The sequence below is a fragment of the Phenylobacterium sp. VNQ135 genome (assembly GCF_049445735.1).
Classification (GTDB): Bacteria; Pseudomonadota; Alphaproteobacteria; order Caulobacterales; family Caulobacteraceae; genus Phenylobacterium.
Genome location: NZ_JBMSDS010000005.1, coordinates 21,243 through 41,126, shown reverse-complemented (window position 1 = coordinate 41,126; position 19,884 = coordinate 21,243). Strand labels below are relative to the sequence as shown.

Below are 19,884 nucleotides of genomic sequence, written 5' to 3'. Positions count from 1 at the left end.
CCGATGCGGCGCGCCGGTCCTCGTCCGGGCCCCGACGCCGGCGCCTACGTCCGCAGGGCGGGATTGAGGGCGTCGAACGCCCGCTCCGCGGTGAGCGCGTCCCGGCCGAAGCCCATCGTGGCGACGACCACGTCCTGCTCGGGCAGCACGAAGCAGAACTGTCCCCGGGCGCCGGCGGCCATGTACATGGAGCGCGGCGCGTTCGGCACGCGTCCCGTGCCGTTCAGCCACCACAGGAACCCGTAGGCGGGGTTCAGCGGCGATGGCGAGGTCGCCTCCCGGATATAGCCCGCGTCGATAAGGGTTCGCCCGCCCCACCGGCCGCCGTCGAGGTAGAGCTGGCCCAGCCTGGCCAGGTCGCGGCACGACAGCAGGATCGAGCCGCCGAGCCGGATGTTGCCCGCCCTGTCGATCCCTTCCGGCTGGTAGATCAGTCTCTCGCAGCCGAGGGGCCGGACGACATGGGTCATCATGTAGCGATGACTGGTCATGCCGCTGGCCGCGGCCACCACGTCGGCCAGGTGGTCGGCCACCGCGCCGTCGTAATAGAAGGTCCGGCCCGGCGGGATCGAAATTCCATAGCCCGGCGGCGATCCCGGTTCGCCTTGCGGCTGCCAAGCATATTCCACGCCCGGACCCGGCGGGCCAGGATCGTCCAGGCGGCGCGGCGGGACCGAGCTGGGCTTTACGTTGAGCGTGCCGCCCGAGGTCATGGTCAGCATGTGCCGGATGGTCACGTCGGGCTTCAGGCCCGACCGCTCGGGCGGGTGATACCGGGCGGCCAGGTCGTCCAGCTTCAGCAGGCCCTCGGTGATGGCGCGCCCGACCATCGTGGCGCCGAACGACTTGCCGGCGGAGAACGAGACGTTCCGCCACTCCGGCGTCGCTCGGGCGTAGGGCGTCTCCCAGTAGCGTTCGAAGACGAGGCGGCCGTGGCGGATGATGACCAGCCCCTGCCGCTCGCCGGTGGCGCCGATCCGCGCGGCGGCCGCCTCGAGCGCCGAGGCGGACAGCCCATGGTCCTCCGGCCGCGCCGGCCGCCAGGGCCCCGCGCCCGGGCCGCGGGCGCTGGTCCGCGCCTGCGCTGGCGAGGCCGCGAGCAGGCCGATCCCGCCGCCCAGCAGGCGCCGGCGGTCGAGTGCGAGGCCGCGGTCAGCTGTCATCGCGGGCCGTCGCACGCACGGGCGAGTAGCGCTCCATGAAGCGCCGCTCGCCGGCGAAGGGGTCGGCGACCAGCCGGGGCGGGACATCGAACAGCATCACCTTGCGGCTCTTCATGTCGTAGGGAGCCCAGCGCGGCAGGCCGCCATGGTTCGGATCGCCGGTCCGTGCGAACGCCAGCCAGGCGTTGGCCATGCTGTCGGCCATGCTGCGCGTGGCGGGCGTCTCCGGCCCGGTCAGGTTCGGCGCCCTGGCGACGTTGTCGAACATGAACGGCAGGTCGAGGGTGTGCTGGCTGTAGCGCCGTCCGCCCTCCGCCGGCGAGCGCCAGGTCACCTGATACATCCAGGTCGGATTGGCCGCGCCGTTCAGCCGGCTGCGGGCCTCGGCCATCAGCGTCGCGTTGCGGATGTACGAGCGCCACGAGGTGATCTTGAAGAACAGCTCGGTCGGAGAGGCGGCGGGCGCGCTCGCGCGGAAGGCCTCCACGGCGGCGTCCACGTCGCCGTCCGGCAGATAGGTCTTCAGCCGTCGGCGCAGGCCCGCGTCGTCCAGCTGATAGACCGTCGGGTCGCGGCCGAGCTGGTTCGACAGCTCGGTCTCGGTCGTGCCCACCATCATGGGGACGCGCGCGGTGCGGGCCGGCGCGTCGGGCACGAAGGGATGCTGGCGGAAGGCGATCCCGTCCATCACGGGTTCGAACCGATAGCCGGCGGCGGCGATCACCTCCCGCTGAGCCGCCTGCAGCTTGTCGACCGGCGTCTTCTGCAAGGCGCGCGCGTCGCTCCGCGCGATCTCCAGCGTCTTCAGCAACGCCTCGGTGAGGCGGCCGGACTGCTCGGGTGTCTGCACGAGCAGGTGTGAGCCGGACTGGACGATCCCCCTGTGGAACAGCCCCGCGGCCTCCTGGCCGGCGAAGCAGACGCTGACCTTCCGACCGCCGCCCGACTGGCCGTAGATCGTCACATTGCCGGGATCACCGCCGAAGCGCTCGATGTTCTCGCGGACCCATCGCATGGCCGCCACGAGATCGAGGTAGCCGCAGTTTCCCGACTGGGCGAACTCGGAGCCCAGCGGCCCGGACAGATCGCAGAAGCCGAAGACGTTCAGGCGATGGTTGATGGTGCAAAGCACGACGTCGCCGCGCTTCACCATGTTGGTCCCGTCGTAGAGGGGGCTGGAGCCGCTGCCGGCTTCGAAGCCGCCGCCGTGGAACCAGAGCAGGACCGGCCTCTTGCCGCGGTCCGCGGCCGGGGTCCAGATGTTGATGCGCAGGCAGTCCTCGCTCATCGGCGTGGCCGCGGCCAGCCGGCTGGCGTACTGCGGGGACTGGTCGCCGTAGTTGAATGCGTCGCGTACGCCGCTCCAGGTCGGCGGCGGTTGGGGCGGGAGGAACCGGCCGGCGCCGCTGGTGTCGGCTCCGTATCGCAGGCCCTTGAACACCAGCACGCCATCCACGGCCCGGCCGCGTACGCGTCCCTGCGCCGTCTCGACCACAGGCTCGCTCATGGCCCATCCGCGGGAGGCGAGCCCCGCGCCCAGGACGGCTCCTGCCGCAAGAACGGCGCGTCGATCCATCTCTCCTCCCGCGTTCCGCGCTGCGGAACGATGTTTCAATTATTTCGCGTTGCTTCGTCGGCCATTGTCAACCGGCGGCTTCCGGACGACAGGGAGCGGACGAGGAGGGGCGATGGACAGAGCTGTGCACCGGGCGTTCCGGATCCTGGAGACCGTGACGCGGGCCAAGGAGCCCCTGCGCCTGTCGACCATCGCCTCGAGCCTGGAACTCCAGAAGAGCACCGTTCACCGCATCCTGCAGACCCTCGTGGCCATGGGCTATGTCGTCCAGGAGCCGAACGGCGGGCGATACCGTCCGACGCTGCGCACCTGGGAGATGGGTTCGAACGTCCTGCACGATCATCCCGTGAAGCGTGCGGCCGCGCCGTTCCTCGCCGAGCTGCATCGTATGACCCAGGAGACGGTCAGCGTGATGGTCCTCGAGGGCGACGACGTCATCTACCTCGACAAGCTCATCGCGCCGCGTCCGGCCCGCTTCACCACACGCGCCGGCAGCCGCGTGCCCGCACCGCTGACGGCGGGCGGCCAGGCGATGCTGGCGCTGGAGCCCGACGCCCGCGCGATCGTGGAGCGTGTCGCCCGGCGCGTGCAGGCTGAGCGGGCGTTCGACGCCGAAACCGTGCTGGCGGCCCTGGAGACGATCCGGGCGCGAGGCTACGCCGTCTCCCGCAACAACCCCGACGTGGTGAGTGTCGGCGGGGCCATCCTCGGCCGCGACGGTCGCGCCGCCGGCGCGCTCTCGGTGTCGGCCCCCGCCGAGCGGATCGACGGCACGCGACTCGAAGCCACCGTCGAAGCGGTTCGGGTCACCTGCACCCGCATGGCCGAGTTCCTCGGCCGGCTCTGAACCGAGCGGACCCTTCAGCAAGACGGGCTCCACGACCGCGCGAAAGCCGCGTGCGTTTCGTCTGTTGACACGACGTTCCATCACGCAGAACATATCCGCAGAACAGTGTGCCGCCAGACGGCACGGGCAAAGGGGAAACGTCGATGCGGGGTATGATCCTGGCAGGTGTGTCCTTGGCTGCGCTTGCAGCCTCGGCGAACGGAGCGGCGGCGCAGACCGCGCCGGCTCCGGACGTGGAAGAGGTGGTGGTCACGGGTTCGCGGATCGCGCGCACCGACTATGTGGCCGAAAGCCCGATCGTCACCCTCGGCGCCCAGGCGGTGGAAGCCCGCGGCCCGGCGACGATCGACCAGACGTTCAATCAGATGCCGCAGTTCGCGGCCAGCAACGCCAACAGCGGCTCCAGCCCGGCGCGGCAGGGGCGCAACAACGCGAACCTTCGCGGCCTGGGCATCCAGCGCACGCTCGTCCTGCTGGACGGCCGCCGCACCCAGCCCTCCGACGCCCTTGGCGCCGTGGACCTGAACTCCATCACCCCCGCGCTCATCGAGAGCGTCGAGGTGATCACCGGCGGCGCCTCGGCGGTGTACGGCTCGGACGCGGTCGCCGGCGTCGTCAACTTCAAGCTGAAGCGCAACTTCCGCGGCCTCGAACTGGACGCCCAGTACGGCGTCACCGACCGCGGCGATGCCGAGGCGATCTCGCTGGCGGCCACAGTGGGCGGCGCGTTCGACGACGATCGCGGTCGGGTGATGGCCTCGCTCACCTACTTCGACCGAGGCGGTACGTTCCGGGAATCCCGGCCCTTCTTCGAGCGGTCCGGCATCGCCAGCGCGCTGCAGGGCGGCGCCATCGTGTCGAACGCCTCGAACCTGCCGACGCAGGCGGCGCTCAACGCGCTCTTCATGAACCGGTACGGCTCGACCGCCGCGCCGGCCCGCAACGCCTCGTTCGGCGTCAACGCGGACGGCACCGTCTTCACGACGGCCTCGCCGATCCTCAATCTGCGCTATCCGGATGGCGAGCCCTACATCACCTTCGAGGGCCGCGTCGGCTATCCGCTCGGCAACACGCTGCCGCTCCAGACGCCGATCGAGCGCTACACCGGCTTCTTCCGCGGCAGCTACGACGTCACCGAACACGTCGAGGCCTATCTCCAGTTCAACTACATGACCTACGATTCCGCCTACAGCCGCCCGGGCTGGTCGGCGGGCTCGACCGCGCCGCTGGCGCTCATCCCGGTCACCAACCCCTTCATCCCGGCGGACCTGCGCCCGGTTCTGGCCTCACGGCCGAACCCGAACGCGCCGGTGAACTTCACCTTCAGCACCAGCCGCATCGGCCGCACGGCCTACGAGTTCAACTACGACCTGATGGAGACGCTGGTCGGCCTGCGCGGCGAGGTGCCCGGTCGCGACTGGACCTGGGACGTCTATGGCTCTTACGGCCGGACCGACGCCCGCGAGCGCACGTCCGGCTGGGTGAACGTCGCGGCCTGGAACACCCTGGTCAACGCCGCCGACGGCGGGGCCTCGATCTGCCCCGGCGGCTTCAATCCGTTCATTCCCGCGGCGCTGGAGTCCACGCCCGGCCAGGAGGCCTGTTTCAACTACCTGAACCGCACGCTCGGCGAGGAGACGGAGCTCACCCAGCAGATCGTCGAAGGGTCGCTCCAAGGCAGCCTGCTCGATCTGCCGGCCGGCCGCCTGCGCTTCGCGCTCGGCGCCAGCTACCGCCGCAGTACGTACGACTATGTGCCGCCCGACGCCCGGGTGCGCGGCGAGGTCTGGCCGGTCCAGGCGACCGGCCCCTCCAACGGCTCCTACAATGTGCGCGAGGTCTTCGCCGAGCTGTTCGTGCCGGTGCTGCGCGACCTGCCGATGGTGGAAGAGCTGAACGTCGACGTCGCCTACCGCCGGTCGGACTACAACCTCGTGGGCTCGGTCGACACCTACAAGGGCAGCGTCGACTGGGCCATCGCGTCCGGGCTTCGGTTCCGCGGCGGCTACCAGCGCGCGATCCGCGCGCCGAGCCTGGGCGAACTGTTCGCCCCGCCCGAACGGGCCTCCTCGGCCCTCGGCTCGACGGCGAGCGGCGCCGGCGACCCGTGCGACTCCATCGGCCGCCTGCGCAACCCGGCGACGAACCCGAACGCCGCCCAGGTGCGGGCGCTCTGCATCGCCACCGGCGTGGCTCCCTCGATCATCGACATCTATCGCTTCGCGGGAAGCTCGGTCAGCGGCGTGGCCTCGGGCAACCTCGACCTGAAGGAGGAGACGGCCGACACCTGGACGGCCGGCCTCGTCTGGCAGAGCAAGTTCGACCAGCCCTGGCTCAGCGGCCTGTCGGCCTCGCTGGACTTCTACGACATCAAGGTGAAGGACGCGATCGGGGTCATCACGGCGAGCGTGGGCCTCAACCGCTGCTTCAACGCCGACGGCCAGTCGAACCCCACCTACGATCCGAACAACTACTACTGCTCGCTGACGACGCGGAACGTGAACGGCGGCATCGAAACCCAGCTCCAGCCGACGCTGAACCTCGCCGCCTACGAGGTCTCGGGCCTCGACTTCCAGACCGACTGGCGCGTCCGCCTCGACGACGTCGGGATGGGAGACCTCGGCGTGGTCAGCCTCAACCTCGTCGTCTCGCGGCTGCTCGACTACCGCATCCAGAACCTCGAGGGCGCGCCGTTCCTCGACTATGCCGGCACGATCGGCAACGCCCAGATCGACTCCGGCGCCATCGGCTTCCCGAAGTGGAAGGTGGCCGCCAACCTGACATACGAGTACGGCCCCGCCACGGCGACGCTGAGCTACCGCTGGTACGACTCCATGACCCACGCCTCGGACGTGGGGCTCGCCACCCCGACGCTGCCGGGCGTGAAGGACCGCCAGTACGTCGATCTCACCGGCTCCTGGCGGGTGGATGAGAAGACGACCCTGCGGGCCGGCGTGTTGAACGTGTTCGACACTGCGCCGCCGGTGTGGACCGGGGCTGGCGCGACCGACCTTGCTCTCTACGACCTGCTGCAGCGCCGCTACTTCGTCGGCCTGAAGAGGCGCTTCTGATGCCGGGCATGGATCGTCGCCAGGCGCTCTTCGCCGCCGCATCGGCCGGCCTGATCGCGCTGCCGGCCACCCGCGTCGCGGCCCAGGCCGCCGCATCCGTGACACCCGTCGTCACGGGCCCCCTCAGCGCCTTCATCGCCGGCGGTCAGAAGATGCCGATCGACGCCGAGACGCTCGAGCTCGGCCGGCGGCACATCCTCGACACCCTGGCGTCCGTCGTCGCCTGCCGCGACCTGGAGCCGGCCGTGCTCGCACGCCGCTACGCCCTGTCGCAGAGCGGCGACGCGCGACGTGGCGCGGTCACCATCCTGGGAACCCGCCAACGCGCGGGACTCGCGGACGCGGTGTTCGCCGGGGCCATGACCGGCCACGGGGCCGAGATCAACGACTTCATCCCGTCGGCCTTCGTCCAGCCGGGCCCCGCCATCGTCAGCGCGGCCGTCGGTCTCGCCGAGCAGCGCGGAAAGTCGGGCGAGGAGGTCCTGCGGTCGGTGATCGTCGGCTACGAGCTGGCCGGCCGGCTGCCCAAGGCGCTGGGGAACGAGAACCTGCGTCGGGCCAACATCGCCAACCACGGCATCGGCCCGGTCTTCGGCACGGCGGCCGCGGCGGCCTGCATCATCGGCCTGGCCGAAGACCGTATTCCCCACGTGCTCACCTACTGCGCCCAGCAGGCCTCGGGCTCGTGGCAGTGGATGCTGGACGTGGAGCATGTGGAGAAGTCGTTCGTCTTCGCCGGCATGGGCGCGCGGGCCGGGCTGCAGGCTGCGCTCTTCGCGGAGCTCGGCTTCCGCGGCGTGCGCGACAGCCTGGACAATCCCGCCGGCTGGATGAACGCGCAGATCTTCCGGGGGCACGACGCGAACCGCGCCTATCTCATCGACAAGCTCGGCGAGCGCTGGGAGATGCCGGAGACGGCCTACAAGCGCTACCCCGTCGGCGGCCCCACCCAGCCTGCCGTGCACGGCCTGCTCCAGCTCCTGCCCAAGATCGACAGGGCCCAGGTGGCGAGCGTCAGGATCTCCATGCCCGGCCGCTGGCAGGCTTTCCGCGACGCCGCCATGCCGGCGCTGAACCTCCGCTACCTCAGCGCCATCATCCTCCTCGACGGTCGGCTGGATTTCGTCTCGGCCCAGTCGCTCGAGCGGATGCACGGCGACGAGAAGGCGAAGGCGCTGATGAGCCGCGTCGACGTGGTGCACGATCCCGACCAGGAACATGCCCCGGGCGAGGCGCGCACGGAATCGGCCCGGGTCGTGGTGACGCAGCAGGACGGCCGCCGCTTCGAGATCTACGTGCCCTATGTGGTGGGCTTCCCCTCGCATCCGATGAGCAAGGCCGACGTGGAGACCAAGGCGCTCGAGCTGATGACGCCGCGCCTCGGCGCCGGCCGGGCGCGGGATGTCGTCGCTGCGGTCTGGAACATCGAGGGGCTTGCGAAGGGCGGCCGGCTCGCCGCGCTCATCGGCGCCTGATGCGGCCGGTCCGCACGGCCCTGGCCCTCGTCGAGGCGATCGGGCGGCGCCAGCCTGTCGGGGTCTCCGAACTGGCCCGGCGGCTCGACCTGCCGAAGTCGACCGTCCAGCGGACTCTGGGGGTGCTCGAGGAAGCGGGCTGGATCGAGGCGGCGGACAGCGACCGGTCGGGCTGGTCACTCAGCCTCAAGGCCGGCCTGGCGGTCGGCCGCGCGGACTACGCGACGCGCCGCCTGCGCACCGCGGCGCTGCCGGTGATGGAGGAACTCCGCCGCCGCACCAGCGAGTCCATCTATCTGGCGGTGCGCTCCGAGCGTCAGATCGCCCTCGTCGAGCGGTTGGACGGCCTCAACCCCGCGGTCCACGCCTGGCCGCTGTGGCAGGCCGGTCCGATGCACGCCACCTCGCTGGGCAAGGCGATCCTGGCGGCGCTCCCCGACGCCGAGCTCGAAGACTACCTTTCCCGGCCCCTGCGCGCGCTCACCGCCCGGACCCAGACGGACGCCGACGCCCTGCGGGCGGAACTGCGCGAGGTGAGGTCGCGCGGCTACGCCGTCACGTTCGAGACCAACTGGCCCGGCGAGAACGGCGTAGGCGCCGCGATCCGCGACGGATCCGGCGCTCCCTTCGCCGCCATCTCGATCTCGGCGCCGGTGGAGCGCGTCGACGCCGCCGCCTGCCTGCGGCTGGGCGAGTCGCTGATGGAGGCCGCCCGCCGCATCAGCCTTGGCTTGGCCGCGACGGGTTCCAAATAGCGGAACACCATTGATTTCCTCGCCGCTTTCCGGCCCTCATGGCCGTGGATTCGGCGAGGTGAGCTTGGACACGACGGTTGCGAAGGGCATGGCGGTTCTGGAGCTGCTGGCGAAGGCGGACGGCCCGCTGCGGCTGTCGGCGATCGCCGAGCAGCTCGATCTGCAGAAGAGCAACGTCCATCGCCTGCTGGGGACGCTGAGCACGCTCGGCTACGTGACCCAGGAGGCGGAGACCGGCCGCTACCAGCCGAGCCTCAAGCTCTGGGAGCTGGGCGTCGGCATCATCTCGGCCCATCCGGCGAAGCGCGCGGCCGCGCCCTTCATGCAGGACCTGCATCGCTCGACGTCCGAGACGGTCAGCCTCACGGTGCTGGACGGCGACGAGGTGCTCTATCTCGACAAGCTGCTCTCGCCGCGGCCGCTGCGGTTCACCACCCAGCCGGGCACCCGCGCGCCGGCCGCGCTCACCGCCTCGGGGCGGGCGATGCTGGCGCTCACGGAGGACCCGAGGCCGGTGCTGGAGCGCAGCGTCAAGCGCTGGTCGAAGGCCAAGGACCTCGACGTCGACGCCGTCATGGCCGAGCTCGAGCGCATCCGTCGCGACGGCTACGCCACCTCGGAGAGCAGCTGGACGCCCGGCATCGTCAGCGTCGCAGTGGCCATACCGACGCGCGGCGGCTCGGCGGCGCTCACCGTCTCGGGGCCGGCCGAGCGCATCTCGGAAGAGAAGCGTCAGGAGATCATTGAGGCCGTGCTGCACACGGGCGCGCGCATCGCCGAGACCGTCGGCCGTCTCTGAGCGTCAGACGACCCCCTTGCCGACCAGGGCCTCCACCTCGCCCTGGCCATAGCCGAGCCAGGCCAGGATCTCGGCGCCGTGGCGCCCGGTGACCTCCGCCGGGCTCCGGATCGCCTTCTCGGCGCCTTCGATGTTGAGCGGCGAGGCCACGACGCGCCGGACCGCGCCTCGCTCGTCCGTGACCGGCGCGGCGATGTTCAGGTGCTGGACCTGGGGGTCGGCGAACACCTGGTCGACGGTGTAGATCGGGCCGCAGGGCAGGCCCTCGGGCTCCAGCTTCTCGACCCAGAAGGCCGTCGGCTGCTTCCGGGTCTCCGCCGCGATGGCGTCGTGCACCGCCTGCCGGTCCCGGCTGCGGCCCACCTGGGTGGACCAGTCCTCGCGCTCGAGCCAGTCGGGCCGTCCGAGGATTTCGCACAGCCGCCGCCACTGGTGCGAGGCCGAGGCGGCGATATTCACGTAGCCGTCCGCCGTCGGGAAGACGCCGGTCGGCACCACGGTGGGATGCTCGTTGCCCGCCTGCTTCGGGGTCTCGCCGGTGGCCAGGTAGCGGGCGGCCTGGAAGTCCAACATGAACACCTGGCTCTCCAGCAGCGAGGTATGCACCCAGCGGCCCTCTCCCGTCCGCTCGCGTTCGTACAGAGCCATCATGATGGCGAGCGCCAGGAGGTTGCCGGCCGTCATGTCGGCGACCGCGATGCCGACGCGCATCGGGCCTCGTCCCGGCTCGCCCGTCACCGACATCAGCCCGCTCATGCCCTGGGCGATCTGGTCGACGCCGGCCCGGTTCGCGTAGGGCCCGGTCTGGCCGAAGCCCGAGATGCTGCCGTACACGAGGCGCGGATTGACCGCGCAGACGTCCTCCCAGGCGATCTTCAGCCGATGCTTCACCGGAGCCCGCATGTTCTCGACGAGGACGTCGGCGCGCGCCACCAGCTTCAGGAAGACCTCGTGCCCCTCGGGCGTCTTGAGGTCCAGGGTCATGACCCGCTTGTTCCGGTGCAGGTTCTGGTAATCGGCGCCCTCGCGGCGTCCGATCACCTCCTCGCCGCCGGTGTCGGGCGGCTGGATGCGGATGACGTCCGCGCCCCAGTCGGCCAGGTGCCGCACGCAGGTGGGGCCCGCGCGCGCGAGGGTGAGGTCGAGGACGACCAGGCCTTCCAGGGGCAACCGTCCGGCGCCGTCCGTCCGGCCGGGATTCGAGGCGGCGTCGCTCACGCGCGGGCTCCTTGGGTCGGGGGGTGGTCCACGCGGGACGTGACGGCGAGGGCGGCCATTCAGCGGCCCTGGAAGCGGGGCGTCCGCTTCTCCAGGAAGGCGCGGCGGCCTTCGGCGTAATCCTCGCTGTCGAAGCAGGTCTTCACGGCCGCCTCGACGGCGGCGAGGTCGCGCTCTCCGGGGTCCTTCAGCGACTGTTCGATGGCGAGCTTGGCGGCGCGGATCGTGAGCGGCGCGTTGGCCGCGATGGTTTCGGCAAGCTTGCGGACCTCGGCGTCCAGGTCCTGCGGGGCTGTCACCCGGTTGATCAGCCCCATCCGCAACGCCGTCTCGGCCGGGAATCGTTCGGCCGTGAACAGGATCTCGCGGGCGACGCCGGGGCCCACCAGCTGCACCAGCTTCTGCACGCCGGGGAAGTTGTAGCCGAGGCCCAACCGGGCGGCGGGGATGCCGAATCGCGACCGATCGGACGCGACCCGCAGGTCGCAGGCCAGCGCCACCGCCAGGCCCCCGCCGATGCAGAAGCCGTCGATCATGGCGATGGACGGCTTGCGCAGCCGCGCCAGCGCGCCGTGCCCCTTGCCGCTCACCGCCTTATAGCGCTCGTTGGCTTCCGCCGTGGCCCGAGCGGTCTCGAACTGCGAGATATCGGCCCCCGCGACGAAGGACTGCCCGCCCGCGCCCGTGATCACCACCACGCGAACCGAGGGATCGGCTTCGAAGGCGTCCAGCACGCGCGGGATCGCCTCCCACATCTCGAGCGAAACGGCATTCCGCCGCTCGGGATTGTTGAACGTGAGCCAGCCGATGGGCGCTTCGATGCGCCCCGTCAGCTTTTCCGTCCCGCTGTCCACCCGGTTGGGTTGAGTCATCGGCTTGGCCTCCTCACCCATCCGCCTACCCCGATCAACAAGATACGGCAAGATGTTCTGATAAATGGAACATCATATCAAAATGCTTGAGGCCTTCGCAGATTTGAACTAGCGGTGCCCGTCATGATGGCGACGACACATCAGGAAGCGCTCCGGGGCCCGTTCGCGGATCTTCCCGGACTGGTGCGGCTGGCGGCGGCGGAACGGCCCGGCCATCCGGCGGTGCGGGAAGGCGATCTGACGCTGAGCTACGCCGAGCTCGCCGCGCTGGCCGACCGCATCGCCGCCACCCTGGCGGCCGCAGGGGTTGGCCCGGGCGACGCCGTCGCCCTTTGCGCCCCGACGTCGGCCGCCTATGTGGCGACTTTCCTGGCGGCGCTGCAGGTGGGCGGGGTCGTGACCCCTCTCGCGCCTGGATCCAGTGCAGCGGCTCTGGCCGCGATGATCGCCGACAGCGGCGCGCGGCTGTTGCTCCACGACGCCGCCACAGCCGCCGCCCTCGACGCCGAGGGCTTTCAGGGCCCGCCGCGCGTGCGGATGGAGGGGCTGGACGATCCCAGCTTCCAGGCCTGGCTCGCCCCGGAAGGCAGCGTCGGGCCGCGGGCGCCGATCGATCCCGAGCAGCCGTTCAACATCATCTATTCGTCGGGCACGACGGGCGCGCCGAAGGGCATCGTCCAGTCGCACCGGATGCGCTGGGGCCATGTCCTGCGCGGCGAGACGCTGGGGTACGACGCCGCGTCGATCGCGATCATCTCCACGCCGCTCTATTCCAACACCACGTTGGTCAGCCTCGTCCCGGCGTTGGCGCGCGGCGGGACCGTGGTGCTGATGCGCAAGTTCGACGCCCGCGGCTTCCTCGAGCTGGCCCAGGCGGTCCGCGCGACCCACGCCATGCTGGTCCCGGTCCAGTACCGCCGCCTGATGGACCTGCCGGAGTTCGACAGCTTCGACCTGTCCAGCTTCCGCATGAAGACCTGCACCAGCGCGCCATTCGCCGCCGAGCTGAAAGCCGACATCCTGCGGCGCTGGCCCGGTGGCCTGGTCGAGATCTTCGGCATGACCGAAGGCGGCGGCACCTGCCTTCTGTTCGCCCACGAGCATCCCGACAAGCTGCACACGGTGGGCCGCCCGGCCGCCGGCCACGACATCCGCCTGATCGACGAGGATGGATGCACGGTCCCGCAGGGCGAGCTGGGCGAAGTCGTCGGCCGCTCCGGCGCGATGATGATCGGCTACCACAACCAGCCGGAGAAGACGCGCGAGGCCGAGTGGTACGACGCCGAGGGCCGGCGCTTCATCCGCACCGGCGACGTCGGTCGTTTCGACGAGGACGGCTTCCTGGTCCTGATGGACCGGAAGAAGGACATGATCATCTCGGGCGGGTTCAACATCTACCCGAGCGATCTCGAGGCCATCCTGGCGCGCCATCCGGCTGTGGCCGAGGCGGCCGTGGTCGGCGCCCCGTCGCGCGCGTGGGGCGAGACGCCCGTGGCCTTCGTCACCGCCGCGCCCGGCGCGTCGCTGGACGGCGAGGAACTCCGCGGCTGGGTCAACCGGCAGGTGGGCAAGACCCAGCGGCTCGCCGCCGTGGTCGTCCGCGACATCCTGCCCAGGAGCACTATCGGCAAGGTCCTGAAGCGCGAACTGCGCGACGAGGCCGCCGCCGCCATCCGCGAGGAGGCGGTCGCCGGCGTCTGACGACCGACTTCAGCCAAACACCAAGAAAAGAAGGGGAGGCTCATGAAAGGGATCTACTGGCTGGCCACGTGCTCGGCCGTCGCGCTGCTAAGCGCCACCGCCGCCGCGGCGCAGGAGGCGGCTCAGCCCGCCGACGTCGGCGAGGTGGTGGTCACCGGCTCGCGCATCGCGCGTAAGGACTACGCCGCCGACAGCCCGGTCGTGACGCTCAGCGAGCAGGCTCTGGAGATCTCGGGACCGGCGTCGGTCGAGCAGACCCTCAACCAGCTCCCGCAGTTCGGCGCCCTGCAGGGCACGACGACGGCCTCGCCCGCCAAGCAGGGCCGCTCCAGCGCCAACCTCCGCGGGCTTGGCCCGACGCGGACCCTGGTGCTGATGGACGGCCGGCGGATGCAGCCGTCGGACGCCCAGGGCACCATCGACCTCAACACCATCGCCTCCAGCCTGATCGGCGGAGTGGAGATCATCACCGGCGGCGCCTCGGCGGTTTACGGTTCGGACGCCATCGCCGGCGTCGTGAACCTCAAGCTGAAGACCGACTTCGAAGGGCTCGTGCTGGACGCCCAGTACGGCGAGTCGCACCGCGCCGACGGCGACACCTATGACCTCAGCGCGGCCTTCGGCGGCGACTTCGACGACGGCCGCGGCCATGCCGTGGTGTCGCTGTCCTACTTCAACCGCGAAGAGATCTACGGCCGCTCGCGCGACTTCTTCGCCGCCACCGGCATCGCAGGCCAGCTCCGCGGCGGGGTGGTGCAGGCCGAAGCCTCGAACCTGCCCTCGCAGGCGGCGCTCAACTCGGTCTTCGTCGGCCGCTACGGCTCCACGACCTCGCCGCTGCGCAACCAGGCCATCGGCGTCAATCGCGACAATACGCTGTTCACCTCCACCGCGCCGATCCTCAACCTGCGCTACGAGGACCACGATCCCTACATCGTCGACCAGGGCCAGCGGGTCGGCTTCCCGCTCGCCGAGACCTACTTCCTGCAGAGCCCGCTGGAGCGCTACTCGGTGTTCGGCCGGGCCGACTACGAGATCAGCGACAGCATCACCGCCTACGCCCAGGTGAACCTCACCGACTACAAATCCCAGTGGACCCGCAACGGCGACACCGCGACCTCGGCCACGGCGACGGCGTTCATCCCGATCACCAACCCGTTCATTCCCGCCGACCTTCGGACGATCCTGGCGTCGCGGCCGAACCCCAACGCGCCGATCAACTTCGCCTTCAACACCGGCGGCGTCGGCCCGCGCGTGAACTATCAGAGCTACGACGTGCGCCAGTACATGCTCGGCCTGAAGGGCGAGGCCTGGGGCGACTGGACCTGGGACCTCTACGCCACCTACGGCAAGACCAAGCTGGACGAGATCCAGGACGGCTACATCGACCGCGCCGCGTGGTCGACGCTGGTCAATGCGGCCGACGGCGGGCGCAGCGTCTGCGAGGGCGGCTACAACCCCTTCAACCCCGATCCGCTGATCCTCAATCCGGCCAAGCGCGGCTGCTACGACTACCTGAACCGCACGCTCAAGGAGAACACCAGCTTCGAGCAGCAGGTGGTCGAAGGCACGGCCCAGGGCGCGCTCTTCACCCTGCCGGCGGGCGACGTGCGCGCCGCCATCGGCGGCAGCTATCGGCGCAACGCCTACCGCTTCCTGCCCGACACCGCCCGGACGTTCCGCACGGTCTATCCGGACCAGTCGACCGGCCCGACCGGCGGCTCGCTCGACGTCTACGAAGCCTTCGCCGAGCTGCTGATCCCGGTCGTCCGCGACCTGCCGTTCGCCAAGGAGGTGAACCTCGACGTCGCCTATCGCTTCTCGGACTACAGCACCGTCGGCGGCGTCCACACCTACAAGGGCAGCGTCGACTGGAACATCGTGGGCGCCCTGCGATTCCGCGGGGGCTACCAGCGGGCCATCCGGGCGCCGAACCTCGCCGAACTCTACGCGCCGCCCGAGCGGTCGCTGCCGCAGATCGGCTCGGTGGCCGGCGGGGCGGGCGACTTCTGCGACGCCAACAGCCGCCTGCGCACCGGCGCCAACGCAGCCCAGGTTCGGGCGCTCTGCCTGGCCCAAGGCGTGCCGGCCACGGTGATCGACCTCTTCCGCTTCTCGGGCAGCGCCGTGCCGGCGGTGACCGCGGGCAACACCGATCTGAAGGAGGAGACGGCCGACACCTACACCGCGGGCCTCGTCTGGCGGTCCCGCTCCGACCACCCGCTGCTGTCCGGCTTGTCGGCGTCGGTCGACTACTACGACATCAGCGTGAAGGACGCGATCGGGCAGATCACGACGGCGCTCAGCTTCCAGCGCTGCTTCAACGCGGACGGCAGGTCCAACCCGACCTATGCGGCGTCGAACTACTTCTGCTCGCTGATCACCCGGAACGCCACGACGGGCGCGGTGGAACAGGCCCTGCAGCCGACGCTGAACCTCGGCGCCTACAAGACCTCGGGCGTCGACGTGCAGGTGGACTATCGGGTCGCGCTGGAGGACCTGGGCCTCGGCGACCGCGGCGACCTCAGCGCCAACCTGGTCGTCTCCCACCTGCGGTCGTTCAAGATTCAGAACCTGGAAGGCCAGCCGTTCGTCGACTACGCCGGCACCATCGGCAACACCCAGGTCGATCCGAATACGGTGAGCTTCCCCGAGTGGAAGGTGTTCGCCAGCCTCACCTGGGACGGCGGCCCCTTCGCCGCCACCCTGCGGGCGCGCTTCTACGACAAGATGGAGAACTACCAGAACGTCGGCGTGGCCAATGGCACGCTGCCGGGCGTGAAGTCCCGCCAGTACTTCGACCTCGCCGGGCGCTATGAATTCGACGACAAGACGGAGTTCCGCGCGGGCGTGCTGAACCTCTTCGACACCGTGCCGCCGGCCTATGTGCAGGGTGCGGTTCCCGATCCGGCCCTCTACGACGTGCTGGGCCGCCGGTACTACGTCGGCGTCAACAAGCGGTTCTGAGGAAGCCCTGTCCTTGCCGAGCACCCCGTCAGCACCGCCCGGTTCGGCTGCGCCGTTCAGTCCGGCCTACACGCGCTACCTGCTGTTCGCGCTCCTGCTGGTCATGATCCTGAACGTTCTGGATCGGCAGGTGATCAACGTCCTGGCCGAGCCCATCAAGCAGGAACTCGGCCTGTCGGACACGCAGCTCGGCCTGCTGACGGGGCTCGCCTTCGCGCTGTTCTACAACGTGGTGGGGATCCCGCTGGGGCGTCTCGCCGACAACGCCCGCACCAACCGGGTGACGCTGATCTCGGCCTCGCTCGCCGTCTGGTCGGGAATGACCGCCCTTTGCGGCGCGGCCCAGACGTTCGGCCACATCCTGTTGGCCCGCATCGGCGTGGCGGCGGGGGAGGCGGGGTGCGTCCCGCCGGCCCATTCGCTGATCGCCGACACCGTCCCGCTCGCCAAGCGGGCCCGGGCGCTCGCCATCTTCGGCCTGGGCGTGCCGATCGGCGCGCTGCTGGGCAAGGCGATGGGCGGGGTGCTGGCCGACGCCTTCGGCTGGCGCTCGGCCTTCCTGATCGTGGGCGTGCCCGGCGTGCTGCTCGCCGCCCTGCTGTTCTTTACCGTCCGCGAGCCGCGGAAGATGCGTCTCGCCTCCGCGGGGCCGGCGGCCGAGCGGATCCCGCTGCGCGAGGTCGTGGCCGAAATCCGCCGCTCGCCCGTCCTGGTGAACCTCACCCTGGCCGTCTCCACGGCGAGCCTGCTGGTCACCGGCGGCAGCGTCTGGGGCATGGTCCACTTCATACGCAACCACCATCTGACGCCCGGTACGGCCGGCGTGTGGATCGGCCTCAGCGGCGGGATCGCCGGGTCGATCGGCACCTGGCTCGGCGGTGTCGTGGCCGACCGCTACGGCGTGCGCGATCCGCGCCACTACATGACCGCGCCCATCCTCGGCATGGTGCTGACCGTCCCCCTGCTGCTGCTCGCCTGGCACACCAACAACTGGATGCTGGCGATCGCCCTGCTGTTCCTGCCGGACATGTTCGACAATCTCTATTACGGCGGCGTCTTCGCTGCGGTGCAGAGCCTGGTCAGCGACCGGACCCGGGCTACCGCCACCGCCACCATGCTGTTCGTCATGACCCTCGTGGGCACCGGGTTCGGAGCCCTCTCGTTCGGCTTCGCCAGCGACCTGCTCAAGCCGTTCGCGGGGGAGGGGGAAAGCGTCCGCTGGGTGCTGATGGGCGCCGCCGTTCTCTACCTCGTGCCGGCCTATTTCTACTGGCGCGCCAGCCGGCACATCCGGCGTGAGTTCGCGGCGTTGCGCGCGGCGGAGGCCCCGACCAGCGACAGCTAGCGCCCGCCCGGCCGCGTTTGACACGCGCTCCGGGCGAGCCTTACCATAAAACTGAAACGCAATTCCAAATAATAGAATATCGCCCGATCGGATCGGGCCTGTGTGACGGAGACGAGCATGGACGCGGCGGTCAGGAACGAAGGCGAGGATTTCCCGACGGGCGCCTGGGAGCTTCCTGAAGAGCTGAAGATGCTCCAGGAGACGGTCCGCCGTTTCATGGAGACCGAGGTCCGGCCCCTCGAGGAGACGCTGCCCCACGACGCGTTCGGCCTGCCGCCCGAGCTGCTGAAGCCGCTGCAGGCCAAGGCCCGGGCGCTCGGCCTGTGGTCGCTGGCGACGCCCAAGGCCTACGGCGGCGCGGGCATGGGCGTCCTGGCCCAGACGCTCGTCGCCGAGGAGGCCGCCAAGTGCCGGATGGGCGCCTACTTCCCGGCTCTGGGCGCGTTCGGCGGCGACCCGCCGAACGTGCTGCTGCGCGGCACGCCCGAACAGTTCGAGAAGTACGCGAAGCCCATCATCGAGAACGGCGGCAAGGCATTCTCCGCCATCAGCGAGCCCTCCGGCGGCTCGGACCCGGCCCGCTCCATCCGCTGCCGCGCCGAGCTTCGCGGCGACCACTATGTCCTGAATGGGACCAAGCTCTGGATCACGGCGGCCGGCTCGGCGAAGTACGGCGTCGTCTACGCGCGCACCGGCGAGCTGGGCCAGCGGGGCGGCATCACCTGCTTCATCGTCGACAGCGACACGCCCGGCCTGACCATGAGGCCCGTCGGCGTGATCCGCTCGTACAGCCCCTACGAACTCCACTTCGAGAACGTGAAGGTGCCGGTCGAGAACCGCCTGGGCGAAGAGGGCCAGGGCTTCAAGCTGGCCGAAACCTGGCTGGTCCACGCCCGCATGCCCTACGCCGCCGGCACGATCGGCATCGCCCAGTATGCGCTGGACCTGGCGATCGAATGGGCCAGGAACCGCGAGGTGTTCGGCTCCCCGCTGGCCGAGAAACAGGCGATCCAGTGGATGATCGCCGACTCCGAGATCGAGCTGCGCGCCGCCCGCCTCCTGACCTACCAGGCCGCCTGGAACGCCGACCTCGGCAAGGACGTGAAGGTCGACGCCTCGGTCTGCAAGGTGTTCGGCACCGAGACGGCCTTCCGGGTGGTCGACCGCTGCATCCAAATCTTCGGTGCGATGGGCGTGGCCCAGGAGCTGCCGCTGGAACGCTGGTTCCGCGAGCTGCGCATCAAGCGCATCGGCGAGGGGCCCAGCGAGGTGCACCGGATGGTGGTCTCCCGCAGCCTACTGAGCGGGCGTCGCTGAGATGTCGATCGACCTGTCCGTGGACGACGACGGCATAGCCCTCGTCACCATCAACCGGCCCGAGAAGATGAACGCCCTCGACGCCGAACACTACGAGGGGCTGTCCGAGGCCTGGATCCGCGTCCGCGACGATCCGGCGATCCGGGTGGCGATCGTCACCGGCGCGGGCGACCGGGCGTTCTGCGCCGGCGCGGACCTGAAGAGCTACATCGGCCAGCAGGGCGAGCTCGGCCGCCACTGGCAGACCCAGAAGGGCCAGCTGCTGAACCGCGGCCTGGAGGTGTGGAAGCCGGTGATCGCCGCGGTGAACGGGGTGTGCATCGGCGGCGGGGTGACGCTGCTGCTGGCCGCCGACATCCGCATCAGCGTTCCGGGTGTGAATTTCGGCGTAGCCGAGGTCAAGCGCGGCGTGATCGCGGCCAACGGCGGCACCCAGCGGCTGATCCGCCAGCTTCCCTACGCGGTCGCCATGGAGATGCTGCTGACGGGCGATCCGATCCCGGCGGACGAGGCGCTGCGATGGGGCCTGATCAACCAGATCGTCGCCCGCGAGGTGCTGATGAGCACCGCCTACGACTATGCCCGCCGCATCGCTGCGAACGCGCCGCTCGCCATCCAGGCGACCAAGGAGCTGGCCGTGCGCTCGCGCGACATGAGCCTGGCCGACGGCCTGCGCCTGGAACAGATGGTCAGCCGCATCCTGCAGGGCTCGGAAGACGTCCAGGAAGGCCGCGCGGCCTTCGCCGAGAAGCGGCCGCCTCGGTTCAAGGGCCGCTGA

14 protein-coding genes are annotated in these 19,884 nt (G+C 70.2%); 10 read left to right on the top strand and 4 right to left on the bottom strand.

From position 1 onward, the window contains the following. Positions 1–44: 44 nt before the first annotated feature. Together ACO2Q0_RS17860 and ACO2Q0_RS17855 are read right to left on the bottom strand one after the other, a co-directional pair. Positions 45–1,163, bottom strand: coding sequence for a serine hydrolase domain-containing protein (locus tag ACO2Q0_RS17860; RefSeq protein WP_423352885.1), 1,119 nt, complete (start codon positions 1,161–1,163; stop codon positions 45–47). After that, positions 1,153–2,670 (bottom strand): carboxylesterase/lipase family protein, encoded by a 1,518-nt coding sequence (locus tag ACO2Q0_RS17855; RefSeq protein ID WP_423352884.1) that lies wholly within the window; start codon positions 2,668–2,670, stop codon positions 1,153–1,155. The genes ACO2Q0_RS17860 and ACO2Q0_RS17855 overlap by 11 nt, the downstream gene beginning before the upstream one ends. A 181-nt stretch (positions 2,671–2,851) precedes the next feature. Between ACO2Q0_RS17855 and ACO2Q0_RS17850 the strand changes: the two genes are divergently transcribed. The 5 genes from ACO2Q0_RS17850 to ACO2Q0_RS17830 all read left to right on the top strand — a co-directional run bounded on the left by ACO2Q0_RS17850 (position 2,852) and on the right by ACO2Q0_RS17830 (position 9,686). Beyond that, positions 2,852–3,586, top strand: a complete 735-nt coding sequence (locus ACO2Q0_RS17850) for an IclR family transcriptional regulator (RefSeq protein WP_423352883.1) — start codon at positions 2,852–2,854, stop codon at positions 3,584–3,586. Positions 3,587–3,729: 143 nt separating this feature from the next. Beyond that, positions 3,730–6,657, top strand: coding sequence for a TonB-dependent receptor domain-containing protein (locus ACO2Q0_RS17845; protein ID WP_423352882.1), 2,928 nt, complete (start codon positions 3,730–3,732; stop codon positions 6,655–6,657). Then, the gene (locus ACO2Q0_RS17840) at positions 6,657–8,132 is read left to right on the top strand and encodes an MmgE/PrpD family protein (RefSeq protein WP_423352881.1); all 1,476 of its coding nucleotides are present in this window, start codon (positions 6,657–6,659) and stop codon (positions 8,130–8,132) included. The genes ACO2Q0_RS17845 and ACO2Q0_RS17840 overlap by 1 nt, the downstream gene beginning before the upstream one ends. Further along, on the top strand, positions 8,132–8,887 hold the full coding sequence (locus ACO2Q0_RS17835) for an IclR family transcriptional regulator (protein ID WP_423352880.1): 756 nt from the start codon (positions 8,132–8,134) through the stop codon (positions 8,885–8,887). The genes ACO2Q0_RS17840 and ACO2Q0_RS17835 overlap by 1 nt, the downstream gene beginning before the upstream one ends. Before the next feature lie 58 nt (positions 8,888–8,945). Then, positions 8,946–9,686 carry an IclR family transcriptional regulator gene (locus ACO2Q0_RS17830; protein WP_423352879.1) on the top strand — a complete coding sequence of 247 codons (741 nt, stop codon included), beginning with the start codon at positions 8,946–8,948 and terminating at the stop codon, positions 9,684–9,686. A gap of 3 nt (positions 9,687–9,689) precedes the next feature. Here ACO2Q0_RS17830 and ACO2Q0_RS17825 read toward each other — a convergent pair whose 3' ends face one another. After that, positions 9,690–10,904: a CaiB/BaiF CoA transferase family protein gene (locus tag ACO2Q0_RS17825; protein WP_423352878.1), complete on the bottom strand. Its 1,215-nt coding sequence runs from the start codon at positions 10,902–10,904 to the stop codon at positions 9,690–9,692. A gap of 59 nt (positions 10,905–10,963) precedes the next feature. Continuing rightward, the gene (locus ACO2Q0_RS17820; RefSeq protein WP_423352877.1) at positions 10,964–11,776 is read right to left on the bottom strand and encodes an enoyl-CoA hydratase; all 813 of its coding nucleotides are present in this window, start codon (positions 11,774–11,776) and stop codon (positions 10,964–10,966) included. Between the two features lie 126 nt (positions 11,777–11,902). Between ACO2Q0_RS17820 and ACO2Q0_RS17815 the strand changes: the two genes are divergently transcribed. The 5 genes from ACO2Q0_RS17815 to ACO2Q0_RS17795 all read left to right on the top strand — a co-directional run bounded on the left by ACO2Q0_RS17815 (position 11,903) and on the right by ACO2Q0_RS17795 (position 19,884). Beyond that, on the top strand, positions 11,903–13,477 hold the full coding sequence (locus ACO2Q0_RS17815; protein WP_423352876.1) for a class I adenylate-forming enzyme family protein: 1,575 nt from the start codon (positions 11,903–11,905) through the stop codon (positions 13,475–13,477). 42 nt (positions 13,478–13,519) lie between these two features. Beyond that, positions 13,520–16,444 (top strand): TonB-dependent receptor domain-containing protein, encoded by a 2,925-nt coding sequence (locus ACO2Q0_RS17810; RefSeq protein ID WP_423352875.1) that lies wholly within the window; start codon positions 13,520–13,522, stop codon positions 16,442–16,444. A gap of 13 nt (positions 16,445–16,457) precedes the next feature. Then, positions 16,458–17,789 carry a spinster family MFS transporter gene (locus ACO2Q0_RS17805; RefSeq protein ID WP_423352874.1) on the top strand — a complete coding sequence of 444 codons (1,332 nt, stop codon included), beginning with the start codon at positions 16,458–16,460 and terminating at the stop codon, positions 17,787–17,789. A gap of 117 nt (positions 17,790–17,906) precedes the next feature. Then, positions 17,907–19,106 carry an acyl-CoA dehydrogenase family protein gene (locus ACO2Q0_RS17800; RefSeq protein WP_423352873.1) on the top strand — a complete coding sequence of 400 codons (1,200 nt, stop codon included), beginning with the start codon at positions 17,907–17,909 and terminating at the stop codon, positions 19,104–19,106. A 1-nt stretch (position 19,107) separates the two neighbouring features. Continuing rightward, entirely contained in the window at positions 19,108–19,884 is a 777-nt protein-coding gene (locus tag ACO2Q0_RS17795; RefSeq protein WP_423352872.1) for an enoyl-CoA hydratase/isomerase family protein, read from the top strand.